The organism is Alteromonas sp. KUL17, from assembly GCF_006538305.1.
In the GTDB taxonomy this organism is placed as follows: domain Bacteria; phylum Pseudomonadota; class Gammaproteobacteria; order Enterobacterales; family Alteromonadaceae; genus Alteromonas; species Alteromonas macleodii.
In genome coordinates, this window is record NZ_BJKJ01000035.1 from 1 (window position 1) to 13,418 (window position 13,418).

The following is a 13,418-nucleotide window of genomic DNA, read 5'->3' on the forward strand; positions in this document are numbered from 1 at the left end:
TTTGTGGCATAGGGCCATCAGTCGCAGCTACTACTAGGATACCACCGTCCATCTGAGCAGCACCAGTGATCATGTTTTTAACGTAATCAGCGTGTCCTGGGCAGTCTACGTGTGCGTAGTGACGAGTAGGAGTGTCATATTCTACGTGTGAAGTAGAAATGGTGATACCACGTGCTTTCTCTTCAGGCGCGTTATCGATTTGATCGAAAGCCTGTGCGTTACCACCGTAAGTCTTTGAAAGAACTGTAGTGATTGCTGCAGTTAGCGTAGTTTTACCGTGGTCAACGTGGCCGATTGTACCCACGTTTACGTGGGGTTTCGTACGTTCAAACTTTTCTTTTGCCATTTTTCTCGTTTCCTAAGTTAAAAGTCCGACCCACCAATAGACCGGACCGAACCTTCATTTAGATTAAATTCTAGATTCAATAATAGCCTGCGCCACATTGTTCGGCGCCTCAGAATAATTGAAGAACTCCATTGAGTATGAAGCACGACCTTGTGTTTGTGAACGCAAGTCAGTTGCGTAGCCAAACATTTCTGAAAGCGGCACTTTAGCACGTATTATTTTAACACCTGCGACGCCATCTTCCATACCTTCGATCATGCCGCGGCGACGATTAATGTCACCAACTACATCGCCCATCCAGTCTTCTGGAGTAGTCACTTCAACTTTCATTGTGGGTTCAAGTAACACCGGATTTGCTTCTGCGGCGCCTTTTTTGAAACCCATAGAGCCGGCGATCTTAAACGCCATTTCAGAAGAGTCAACATCGTGGTATGAACCGTCAAACAACGTAACCTTTACATCAAGTACTGGATACCCTGCAAGAACACCACTTCGCATCTGCTCCTGAATTCCTTTATCGACCGCTGGAATGAACTCTTTTGGTACCACACCACCGACGATTTCGTTCACAAATTCGTAGCCTGAACCTTCTTCTTGAGGCTCAATGCGCAGCCATACATGACCAAATTGGCCGCGGCCGCCTGACTGACGAACGAACTTCCCTTCAACTTCAACAGATTTACGAAGGGTTTCACGATAAGCAACCTGAGGGTTACCTACGTTACATTCAACTTTAAATTCGCGCTTCATGCGGTCGACAATGATATCAAGGTGAAGTTCACCCATACCTGAGATAATCGTCTGGCCAGTCTCGTCGTCAGTTTTTACTTTGAATGACGGATCTTCAGCTGCAAGCTTGCTTAGGGCTATGCCCATTTTCTCTTGGTCAGCTTGCGACTTAGGCTCAACCGCAATTGAGATTACCGGCTCTGGGAACTCCATACGCTCTAGCGTAATAACATGGTTAGGGTCACAAAGCGTATCACCGGTTGTTACATCTTTAAGGCCAATGGCCGCAGCGATGTCACCTGCGCGTACTTCTTTAATTTCTTCACGGTCTTTCGCGTGCATTTGCACAATACGACCAAAGCGCTCACGCTTGCCCTTAACAGGGTTGTAAACCGTATCACCCGTGTTTACTACACCAGAGTAACAACGGAAGAAGGTTAGCGTACCCACAAATGGGTCGGTCGCTATTTTAAATGCTAGCGCTGAGAACGGCTCATCGTCGCTTGAATGACGCTCTGCTTCTGTCTCGTCTTTGTCGTCAAGTACACCAGTGATGGCCTTAACTTCTGTTGGAGACGGAAGATAATGAATAACAGAGTCTAGTACTGCCTGAACACCTTTGTTTTTGAAGGCACTGCCACAGGTGGCAAGAACAATTTCGTTGTTCAGCGTACGCTGACGAAGGCCTGAACGAATTTCTTCCTCAGAAAGCTCTTCACCTTCCAAGTATTTATTCATTAGCTCATCAGATGCTTCTGCAGCCGCTTCGATCATTTCGGTACGGTACTGCTCAGCGGTATCTAAATATTCAGCCGGAATGTCTTCATAGGTAAATGTCATACCCATGTCTTCTTCATTCCAGTTGATGGCTTTCATCTTCACAAGGTCGATGACGCCATGGAAATTCTCTTCAGCGCCCATGTTGATTTGAATCGGAACACAGTTTGCGCCTAAACGCTTGCGGATTTGACCCACAACACGTTCAAAATCAGCGCCAGCCCGGTCCATCTTATTAACGAACACAAGGCGTGGCACTTGATATTTGTCAGCCTGTCGCCAGACTGTCTCTGATTGAGGTTCTACCCCAGAAGACCCACAGAAAACAACAACTGCACCGTCTAGTACACGCAATGAACGCTCTACTTCGATAGTAAAGTCAACGTGTCCAGGGGTGTCGATGATGTTGATCCTGTGTTGATCGAACTGTTGCTCCATACCAGACCAGAAACAAGTCGTTGCAGCAGACGTGATAGTAATACCACGCTCCTGCTCTTGCTCCATCCAGTCCATGGTAGCAGCACCATCGTGCACTTCACCGATTTTGTGAGACAGTCCTGTATAAAACAGAACACGCTCTGTGGTCGTGGTTTTACCCGCGTCCACGTGAGCCACAATACCAATATTGCGATAACGCTCAATCGAGGTCTTACGAGGCATAAATCTCTCTCAGTTAAATAACGTTGATTACCAACGGTAGTGAGCAAACGCTTTGTTTGCTTCGGCCATACGGTGAACGTCTTCACGTTTCTTAACCGCTGAACCTTTATTATCTGCTGCGTCTAGCATTTCAGCCGCTAGGCGTTGTGCCATAGACTTTTCGCCACGTTTACGTGCAGCTTCTACCATCCAACGCATACCTAGCGCGTTACGACGAACTGGACGTACTTCAACTGGAACCTGATAAGTTGAACCACCAACACGACGAGACTTAACCTCTACTGTTGGGCGGATGTTATCAAGCGCTTCCTCGAAGATATCTAGGTGTGCTTTGCCGGTTTTTTCAGCAACAATATCAAGCGCACCGTAAACGATTTTTTCAGCGACTGACTTTTTGCCGTCGAGCATTACGACATTCATGAATTTCGCAAGCAGTTGTGAACCAAATTTTGGCTCTGGTAGGATTTTACGTTGACCTACGACTCTTCTTCTTGGCATTTTCTATTCTCCGTATGAATTCAGGGAAAACCCAAAACTCTTAAACTTCAGTTTGGCCTTACTAACGGAGAACCGTTATGACTTAGGCTTCTTCGCGCCGTACTTAGAACGGGCTTGTTTACGATCGTTTACACCTGCGCAGTCAAGAGTACCGCGAACTGTGTGATAACGAACACCTGGTAGATCTTTAACACGACCACCACGGATAAGTACTACACTGTGCTCTTGTAGGTTGTGACCTTCACCACCGATGTATGAAGAAACTTCAAAACCGTTAGTTAGACGTACACGACATACTTTACGTAGTGCAGAGTTTGGTTTCTTAGGCGTAGTAGTATATACACGAGTACATACACCACGTCTTTGTGGACAAGCTTGTAGAGCAGCTACGTTGCTTTTTTCAACGGGCTTTCTACGCGGCTTGCGCACTAACTGGTTAACTGTTGCCATTAACTAGCTCCTGATTAAAAACTACGAAAACCCAATCACTGTGATTGGGTCCATATTAATGCGATTAATTGTTTAATCGCTCTTGTTTGTGAACATTGTGCTCGTCAATATTCACTGAGCGCTGATACAAAAAACCGCGACCGTTTATCGAGCCACTTATTGGCTATCCAAAATCGGGTCGCGGAATATTAAAGATCATCGCTCTGACTGTCAAGGTGTACAAAGGTTAAGCAGTTAATTTATCTGCAATCTGTACAACATGACTGCCAAATTGTTAGGAGTACGTTAACGTACTCCTATGATCTTGCCTTATTCGGCAGTATCTTCGTCTGCACCAGCATTAAGCGCTTCGGTTAGTGCCTGTTCTGCTTCAGCAGCAGAAACTGACATTTCTTCGATTTGCTCTTTGCGACGTTGTGCACGGCGTTCGTGGTAAGCGAAACCTGTACCCGCTGGAATTAGTCGACCAACGATTACGTTTTCTTTCAGACCGCGTAGGTCATCTTCTTTACCTTGAACCGCAGCTTCAGTTAGAACACGTGTTGTTTCTTGGAACGATGCCGCTGAGATAAATGACTCAGTAGACAGTGACGCTTTAGTGATACCAAGCAGCTGTGTTTCGTACTGCGCTGGGATCTTGCCGTGTTTTTCAATTTCACGGTTAGCCACTTTAACGTTCGATACTTCAACCTGTTCGCCTTCAAGGAACTGCGTATCGCCTGGATTAGTGATAATGCACTTGCGTAGCATCTGACGAATAACTACTTCAATGTGCTTATCGTTAATCTTAACACCCTGTAGACGGTATACTTCCTGAACTTCGTTCACGATGTAGTTTGCTACTGCAGAGATACCACGTAGACGTAGGATATCGTGCGGAGACTCTGGGCCATCAGCGATAACTTCGCCTTTTTCCACTTTCTCACCTTCGAACACGTTAAGCTGACGCCACTTAGGAATCATCTCTTCGTATGCATCACCCTCTGCAGGTGTAATTACAAGACGCTTCTTACCTTTGGTCTCTTTACCGAAGCCGATTGTACCTGAGATTTCTGCAAGGATTGCAGGCTCTTTAGGCTTACGTGCTTCAAATAGGTCCGCAACGCGCGGTAGACCACCCGTGATATCACGAGTCTTCGAGCTTTCCTGAGGGATACGTGCTAGCACGTCACCTTCGTTAGCCACTTTGCCTTCTTTCGCTTCGATGGTTGTGAAGCTTGGAAGACGAATTTCTTGAAGACCGAACTCGTCGCTTTCAAGAATTAGCTTAGGCTCTTTAGAGTTTACTTTCGCAAGGTCTTTAACAACGATACGGGTTAGACCAGTAAGCTCGTCTTGCTGCATTTCGGTGTTAGAGTCATCAATGTCTGCGAAGCTAATCTTAGCTGCACGTTCAGTGATGATTGGGTGACTATGCGGATCCCAGTTAGCAACAATGTCGCCAGCTGCAATAGTTGCACCGTCATCCACGCTAAGTACAGCACCGTAAGGTACTTTATAGCGCTCTTTCTCACGGCCTTGCTCGTCGATAACAGTAAGTTCTGTTGAACGAGAAACGATAACCACTTTGCCGTCAGAGTTACGTACGAATTTCGCATTGTGTAGCTTAAGGCTACCCGCAGTCTTAACTTGTACGCTGTTCTCAGCAGATGCTCTTGATGCCGCACCACCGATGTGGAACGTACGCATGGTAAGCTGTGTACCTGGCTCACCGATTGACTGTGCTGCAATAACACCAACCGATTCACCGCTACCCACCATGTGACCACGTGCAAGGTCACGACCGTAACACTTCGCACAAACACCGAAGTCGTTGTCACAAGTGATTACCGAGCGAACCATGATTTGGTCAACTGAGTTTGCTTCAAGCATGTCTACTAACGCTTCGTCTAGAAGAACGTTACGCTCTACTAGCACTTCGTTAGTACCTGGCTTAAGTACATCTTCTGCTACCACACGACCTAGTACACGCTCGCGTAGTGGCTCAACAACGTCACCACCTTCGATTAGTGGTGTCATTTGAACACCTTCGAATGTGCCACAGTCGTCGTTAGTGATTACCAAGTCTTGTGCAACGTCTACTAGACGACGCGTTAGGTAACCCGAGTTAGCTGTCTTAAGTGCGGTATCCGCAAGACCTTTACGAGCACCGTGAGTTGAGATGAAGTACTGTAGTACGTTCAGACCTTCACGGAAGTTCGCCGTAATTGGGGTTTCGATGATTGAGCCATCTGGCTTAGCCATCAGACCACGCATACCAGCTAGCTGACGAATCTGAGCGGCACTACCACGAGCACCTGAGTCGGCCATCATGTAAACAGAGTTAAATGATGATTGCTCTTCTTCTTCGCCATCGCGGTTAATTACGATGTCAGTCTTAAGGTTATCCATCATGGCCTTAGCAACTTTTTCGTTAGCATTTGACCAGATATCGATAACTTTGTTGTAACGCTCACCCGCGGTAACAAGACCGTTTTGGAACTGTTCCTGAATTTCAATAACTTCTGCTTCCGCTGCATCGATGATGTCTTTCTTAGCAGCAGGGATAACCATATCGTCGATACCAACAGACGCACCCGCGATCATCGCGTAGTGGAAACCGGTATACATGATTTGGTCAGCAGCAATTACTGTGTCTTTCAGACCTAGCGTACGGTAACAAGCATTCAATAGTCTTGAAATTTGCTTCTTGCCCATCGCTTGGTTGATGATTTCAAACGGCAGACCCTTAGGAAGGATCAATGAGAAAATTGCACGACCAACAGTCGTGTCAGTTAGCGTTACTTTCTCAGTTTTGTTGCCATCTTCATCGATGTCATATTCAGTAATACGTACTTTAACGCGTGAGTGAAGCTCAGCATTACCTGTACGGTATGCTTTTTCTGCTTCATTCGGGCTGGTAAATACCATGCCTTCGCCTAAGCCGTTTACTTTGTCACGCGTTAGGTAGTAAAGACCCAATACAACGTCCTGTGAAGGTACGATGATTGGCTCACCATTCGCAGGTGACAGAATGTTGTTCGTTGACATCATTAGCGCACGAGCTTCTAGCTGTGCTTCGATTGTCAACGGTACGTGTACCGCCATTTGGTCACCATCGAAGTCGGCGTTGTACGCCGCACACACTAGCGGGTGAAGCTGAATCGCTTTACCTTCGATTAGTGTTGGTTCGAATGCTTGGATACCCAAACGGTGAAGTGTAGGTGCACGGTTAAGTAGTACCGGGTGTTCACGGATAACGTCGTCTAGTACGTCCCAAACCTCTGGTGCTTCGCGCTCTACAAGCTTCTTAGCTGCTTTAATTGTTGTCGCAAGACCACGGCCTTCAAGCTTACCGTAGATAAACGGCTTAAATAGCTCAAGTGCCATCTTCTTAGGAAGACCACACTGGTGAAGACGTAGCGTAGGACCAACGGTAATTACAGAACGGCCTGAGTAGTCAACACGCTTACCAAGAAGGTTTTGACGGAAACGACCTTGCTTACCTTTGATCATGTCTGCAAGCGACTTAAGTGGACGCTTGTTAGAACCGGTAATCGCACGACCACGACGTCCGTTATCTAGAAGCGCATCAACAGACTCTTGAAGCATACGCTTTTCGTTGCGTACGATAATGTCTGGAGCAGCTAGGTCTAGAAGACGCTTAAGACGGTTGTTACGGTTAATTACACGACGGTATAGGTCGTTAAGGTCAGACGTTGCAAAACGGCCGCCATCTAGTGGTACTAGAGGACGTAAATCTGGTGGAAGTACCGGAAGAACCGTCATGATCATCCACTCTGGCTTGTTACCAGACTGTTGGAATGACTCAAGTAACTTAAGACGCTTAGTAATTTTCTTACGCTTAGTTTCAGAGTTGATTGAAGGCAGCTCTTCACGCATAGCCGCAACGTCTGCGTCTACGTCTAGTGCAGTAAGAAGATCGAATACTGCTTCAGCACCCATCTTCGCTTCAAACTCATCACCGTGCTCTTCAAGTGCATCCAAGTATTCTTCTTCGTTAAGAAGCTGGCTGCGCTCAAGCGTAGTCATACCTGGCTCTGTAACCACGTATGATTCAAAGTAAAGTACACGTTCAATATCACGAAGTGTCATATCAAGCATTAGGCCGATACGAGACGGAAGTGATTTAAGGAACCAGATGTGCGCTACCGGGCTAGCTAGCTCGATGTGACCCATACGCTCACGACGTACTTTAGTCAGTGTAACTTCAACGCCACACTTCTCACAGATAACACCACGGTGCTTAAGGCGCTTGTACTTACCGCAAAGACACTCGTAGTCTTTAACCGGACCAAAGATACGCGCACAGAACAGACCGTCACGCTCAGGCTTGAACGTACGGTAGTTAATTGTTTCAGGCTTTTTAACTTCACCGAATGACCATGAACGGATCATGTCAGGTGAAGACAGACCGATTCGAATATTATCGAATTCTTCAGTCTTGTTTTGTTGCTTTAGAAACTTTAATAAGTCTTTCACATTACTCTCCCAGCGGAGTCAGTCTCTAGAGCCCGGCGCAAGCGCCGGGCCATCTCATAACATTACGTGGCTAACGCCGTATTACTTTTCTTCAAGCTCGATGTTGATACCCAACGAGCGAATTTCTTTAAGTAGTACGTTGAATGACTCTGGCATGCCAGGTTCCATTCTGTGGTCGCCATCGACGATGTTCTTGTACATCTTGGTACGGCCGTTAACGTCATCCGACTTCACGGTAAGCATTTCTTGAAGGGTATATGCTGCACCGTATGCTTCAAGTGCCCACACTTCCATCTCACCGAAGCGCTGACCACCGAACTGTGCTTTACCACCAAGAGGCTGCTGTGTAACAAGGCTGTAAGAACCAGTAGAACGCGCGTGCATTTTGTCGTCTACTAAGTGGTTCAGTTTCAGCATGTACATGTAACCAACCGTAACTGGACGCTCAAATTCGCGACCGGTACGACCGTCAAACAAAGCAATCTGACCGCTTTCTGGAATATCAGCAAGCTTCAGCATTTCTTTGATTTCAGATTCACGAGCACCGTCGAATACAGGTGTTGCTACTGGAACACCCTTACGAAGGTTTTCCGCTAGACGACGAACTTCGTGGTCTGTGAAGCTATCGATGTCTACTTCTTGGTGATTCTCACCAAGCTCGTACACCTTCTTCAGGAAGTCACGTAGTTCAGCCAGCTCGCGCTGCTCTTTAATCATACGATCAATCTTCACACCAAGACCGTGTGCAGCCATACCCAAGTGCGTTTCTAGGATCTGACCGATGTTCATACGAGACGGTACACCTAGTGGGTTAAGAACGATATCTACCGGCGTACCGTTAGCATCGTATGGCATGTCTTCTACAGGCTGGATAGTCGAGATAACACCTTTGTTACCGTGACGACCGGCCATTTTATCACCCGGTTGGATGTGACGCTTAACCGCAAGGTAAACCTTAACGATCTTAAGCACGCCAGGTGCTAGGTCATCGCCTTGAGTGATCTTGCGACGCTTACCTTCAAACTTCTTATCGAAATCAAGTTTGATTTCAGCATGCTGATCAGCGATTTGGTCTAGCTCTAGCTGTGCATCTTCACTGTTAAGTGCGATTTCAAACCACTTTTCACGCGGCAGGCTGTCAAGCTTAGCTTGGTCAACACCAGCACGTAGTAGTGCAGTTTGTGCACGTGCGAAGATACCGTCTGCAAGAATTTCGAACTCGTCAGTAAGGTCTTTCTTAACCTGACGTAGCTGCATATCTTCAATTTCTAGCGCACGCTTGTCTTTCTCTACACCGTCACGGGTAAATACTTGAACGTCGATTACCGTACCGTGAACAGAGTTAGGTACACGTAGAGACGTATCTTTAACGTCAGACGCTTTCTCACCGAAGATTGCACGTAGTAGTTTTTCTTCTGGCGTAAGCTGCGTTTCACCTTTAGGCGTTACTTTACCTACAAGGATGTCACCGCCTTTCACTTCCGCACCAATGTAAACAACACCTGATTCATCAAGCTTGCTTAGTGCAGATTCACCCACGTTCGGGATATCAGAAGAAATTTCTTCTGGCCCAAGCTTAGTATCACGAGCGATACAGCTAAGCTCTTGAATGTGGATAGTAGTAAAACGGTCTTCCTGCGCTACACGCTCAGAAATAAGGATTGAATCCTCAAAGTTGTAACCATTCCACGGCATGAACGCGATACGCATGTTCTGACCAAGTGCAAGGTCACCTAGGTCTGTTGAAGGACCATCAGCTAGCACGTCGCCTGCAACAATCGGGTCGCCAACACTACAAGTAGGCTTCTGATTGATACACGTGTTTTGGTTAGAACGTGTGTACTTAGTCAGGTTGTAGATATCGATACCTGCTTCACCTGGAAGCATTTCATCTTCGTCTACTTTAATAACGATACGGCTGGCATCTACGTAATCAACCACACCACCGCGCTTAGCAACTACAGTAACACCTGAGTCAACCGCGATAGTTCTTTCCATACCGGTACCAACTAGCGGCTTATCAGCGCGTAGTGTAGGTACTGCCTGACGTTGCATGTTCGCACCCATTAGTGCACGGTTCGCATCATCGTGCTCTAGGAATGGGATAATGCTTGCAGCAATTGAAACGATTTGCTGAGGTGAAACGTCCATGTACTTGATGTCTTCTTTCGGCATCAAGGTAGTTTCACCACGGTGACGACATGGAATTAGGTCGTCAACCAACTCGCCTGCTTCAGTCAACGCGATGTTTGCCTGAGCGATTGCGAATTGACCTTCTTCAATTGCAGATAAGTAATCGATTTCGTCTGTTACCACACCGTCTACAATGCGACGGAACGGCGTTTCTAGGAAACCGAAGTCATTGGTACGCGCGAAGCTTGCCAATGAGTTAATTAGACCGATGTTCGGGCCTTCCGGCGTTTCGATTGGACATAGACGACCGTAGTGAGTCGGGTGTACGTCTCGAACTTCGAAGCCTGCACGTTCACGTGTAAGACCACCCGGGCCTAATGCAGAAATACGACGCTTATGCGTTACTTCTGATAGCGGGTTGTTTTGGTCCATGAACTGAGAAAGCTGAGATGAACCGAAGAACTCTTTAACCGCAGCCGAGATAGGCTTAGCGTTAATAAGATCTTGTGGCATCACGTTGTCTAGGTCGCCTAAGCTTAGACGCTCTTTAACTGCACGCTCAACACGTACAAGACCAACGCGGAATTGGTTTTCTGCCATTTCACCTACAGAACGGATACGACGGTTACCTAGGTGATCGATGTCATCTACTTCGTCTTTACCGTCACGAATCATTATTAGCTGCTTCATTACAGAAATAATGTCTTCTTTATCTAGTGTACCAGCACCAATAAGTTCTTCACGGCCAAGACGGCGGTTGAACTTCATGCGGCCAACAGAAGATAGGTCGTAACGTTCATCAGAGAAGAACAAGTTATCGAACAAGGTTTCAGCTGCATCTTTCGTTGGTGGCTCACCAGGACGCATCATACGGTAAATTTCAACTAGTGCTTCAAGGCGGTTAGTTGAAGAATCGATACGTAGCGTATCTGAAATGTATGAACCGTGATCTAGCTCGTTGATGTAAAGCGTTTCGAACTCTTTGATGCCCGCTTGGCTAAGTGCCGCTAGGTTTTCAAGGGTTAGTTCGTCGTTCGCGCTTACAATCACTTCGCCTGTGTCTTCGTTTACATAAGTAGCTGCGTAAACACGGCCAATTAGGTAATCGGCTGGAACTTCAAGTTCTGTAAGACCGGCTTTTTCTAGTGCACGCGTGTGGCGCGCAGAAATACGACGACCCGTTTCAACAACAACGTTGCCTTCACCGTCAATGATGTCAAAAGCAGCCGTCTCACCACGTAGGCGATCTGGAACCACTTCCATCATTAGTTTGTCTTTGTCGATACGTACGCTTACTTTGTCGAAGAAAGTATCTAGGATTTCTTCAGACGTCATTTCAAGTGCGCGTAAGATAATCGTTGCAGGCAACTTACGACGACGGTCGATACGTACGAATAGGTTATCTTTCGGGTCAAACTCGAAGTCTAACCACGAACCACGGTAAGGAATTACACGTGCGTTATAAAGCACTTTACCTGACGAGTGGGTTTTACCTTTGTCGTGATCAAAGAATACACCAGGTGAACGGTGTAGCTGTGACACGATAACACGCTCTGTACCATTGATAACGAACGTACCGTTCTCAGTCATCAACGGGATCTCGCCCATGTACACTTCTTGTTCTTTAATATCTTTTACGGTACCTGGCGCAGCGTCTTTATCGAACAACACTAACCGTAGTTTTACTCTTAACGGAGCAGAGAAAGTTACGCCGCGAATTTGACATTCTTTAACGTCGAAAACGGGCTCTCCCAGGCGGTAGCTTACATACTGAAGCTCTGAACTACCTGAGTAGCTTTTAATTGGAAAAACGGAACGAAATGCTGCTTCCAAACCGTATTGAGCATCTGCATCGATCTCAATAAACTTTTTGAAAGAATCAAGCTGAATTGAAAGAAGGTATGGAATTTCCAATACCTGTGGGCGTTTGCCAAAATCCTTACGGATACGTTTCTTTTCGCTATAAGAGTAAACCATGGGTTCCTCAGCCTGCTGATTTATGACCCAACCTGCTGCAAAATGCTTTAAAACGCGTGCTATGGGCTAAAAGCTACGTTTCAAATGGCGCACTAAGCAACAAACTTCCACAACCCTTTTTCGGGCAGATACACCAGCATACAACAAAATTTAACCAATTATTAGTTAACTTGTTGGATTTTTATGCTTTTTATGGGTATTTCCGAATGGCGCTTTAAGTAGTGTAACCAAGGGTTAGATTCTACACACTATACAGCGCAAAAAGGCTGGTGGTTTAAAAAACCACCAGCCTTGCCGTCTCAGGCAATAATCTGACTATGTCAGATTACTTGATTTCTACTTCTGCACCAGCTTCTTCAAGCTCTTTCTTAAGTGCTTCAGCTTCATCTTTGCTTACGCCTTCTTTGATAGCTTTAGGAGCAGACTCAACTACTTCTTTAGCTTCTTTAAGACCTAGGCCAGTCGCGCCGCGAACTGCTTTGATAACTGCAACTTTGTTGCCACCGAATGAAGTCATTACAACGTCGAATTCAGTCTTTTCTTCTGCAGCAGCAGCGTCACCGCCAGCAGCTGGACCAGCAACAGCAACAGCAGCTGCAGCAGATACGTTGAATTTTTCTTCAGCCGCTTCGATTAGTTCAACCAGTTCCATTACTGGCATTTCAGCGATTGCGTTTAAGATATCTTCTTTAGTTAGAGCCATGTTCTCTAAACTCCTGGGTATAAAATGTTAAAAAAATCAATATGCCAAAAACGCCAATTACTTGGTGTCTTTGACCGCCGCCAATACGCGCACAAACTTGCCAGGAACTTCGTTGATTGTTTGAACGAATTTCCCAACTGGTGCTTTGAAGGTTGCAAGTAGTTTCGCAAGCGCTTCGTCGCGGGTAGGTAGTGCTGCAACTGCGTCCAATTTCTCTGGACCAAGAAGACCGCTACCAATAGATAGTGCTGTAACTTTTAGCTTATCGTTAGTCTTACCGAAGTCTTTGAAAAGACGTGCCGCACCGCCTGGTGCGTCGATAGAAAAACCATAGATAAGCGGACCAGTTAAGGCGCTGTCTAAGTCTGCAAATTGACTGTCTGCTAGAGCACGCTTTGCAAGAGTATTACGTACAACCTTTAGGTATACGCCTTGCTCACGAGCTTTAACACGTAGGTCAGTCAGTTCTGCAACTTCCATCCCACGGTATTCAGCAACGGCTACGGATAGAGCGCGAGACGCAACTTCAGAAACTTCTGCTACGATCTCTTTTTTTGCTGCTAAACCTAGTGCCACTGAGTTCACCTCTTTGTATCTGACTTTGTTTGCGGTTACCCGCTTACGCCGTCAGGGTTCACAGATTGATACCAACCCTCATGGTTG

Annotated in this window: 8 protein-coding genes; all 8 read right to left on the reverse strand. The window is 46.4% G+C overall.

Annotation, left to right across the window (positions count from 1 at the left end; all coding sequences use genetic code 11):
• The coding region (locus tag KUL49_RS19340) for a GTP-binding protein (protein ID WP_242514816.1) at nt 1-346 on the reverse strand (346 nt) is incomplete at its 3' end.
• A 63-nt stretch (nt 347-409) separates the two neighbouring features.
• Nucleotides 410-2,512 (reverse strand): elongation factor G, encoded by a 2,103-nt coding sequence (gene fusA / locus KUL49_RS19345; protein ID WP_014951035.1) that lies wholly within the window; start codon nt 2,510-2,512, stop codon nt 410-412.
• A gap of 27 nt (nt 2,513-2,539) precedes the next feature.
• A complete protein-coding gene (gene rpsG / locus KUL49_RS19350) occupies nt 2,540-3,010 on the reverse strand; it encodes a 30S ribosomal protein S7 (RefSeq protein ID WP_014951036.1) in 471 nt (156 codons plus the stop codon).
• A 75-nt stretch (nt 3,011-3,085) separates the two neighbouring features.
• Nucleotides 3,086-3,460: a 30S ribosomal protein S12 gene (rpsL, locus tag KUL49_RS19355; protein ID WP_014951037.1), complete on the reverse strand. Its 375-nt coding sequence runs from the start codon at nt 3,458-3,460 to the stop codon at nt 3,086-3,088.
• 309 nt (nt 3,461-3,769) lie between these two features.
• Nucleotides 3,770-7,942, reverse strand: a complete 4,173-nt coding sequence (rpoC, locus tag KUL49_RS19360; RefSeq protein WP_131138318.1) for a DNA-directed RNA polymerase subunit beta' — start codon at nt 7,940-7,942, stop codon at nt 3,770-3,772.
• A gap of 81 nt (nt 7,943-8,023) precedes the next feature.
• Entirely contained in the window at nt 8,024-12,052 is a 4,029-nt protein-coding gene (gene rpoB / locus KUL49_RS19365) for a DNA-directed RNA polymerase subunit beta (protein ID WP_014977618.1), read from the reverse strand.
• A gap of 325 nt (nt 12,053-12,377) precedes the next feature.
• The gene (rplL, locus tag KUL49_RS19370; RefSeq protein WP_015068303.1) at nt 12,378-12,755 is read right to left on the reverse strand and encodes a 50S ribosomal protein L7/L12; all 378 of its coding nucleotides are present in this window, start codon (nt 12,753-12,755) and stop codon (nt 12,378-12,380) included.
• Nucleotides 12,756-12,812: 57 nt separating this feature from the next.
• A complete protein-coding gene (rplJ, locus tag KUL49_RS19375) occupies nt 12,813-13,331 on the reverse strand; it encodes a 50S ribosomal protein L10 (RefSeq protein WP_014951041.1) in 519 nt (172 codons plus the stop codon).
• Between the last annotated feature and the right edge of the window lie 87 nt (nt 13,332-13,418).

Coding starts and splice junctions, on each gene's coding strand:
- rpsL (WP_014951037.1), bottom strand. CDS start 3,460: ATGGCAACAGTTAACCAGTTAGTGCGCAAGCCGCGTAGAAAGCCCGTT.
- rpsG (WP_014951036.1), bottom strand. CDS start 3,010: ATGCCAAGAAGAAGAGTCGTAGGTCAACGTAAAATCCTACCAGAGCCA.
- fusA (WP_014951035.1), bottom strand. CDS start 2,512: ATGCCTCGTAAGACCTCGATTGAGCGTTATCGCAATATTGGTATTGTG.
- rplL (WP_015068303.1), bottom strand. CDS start 12,755: ATGGCTCTAACTAAAGAAGATATCTTAAACGCAATCGCTGAAATGCCA.
- rpoB (WP_014977618.1), bottom strand. CDS start 12,052: ATGGTTTACTCTTATAGCGAAAAGAAACGTATCCGTAAGGATTTTGGC.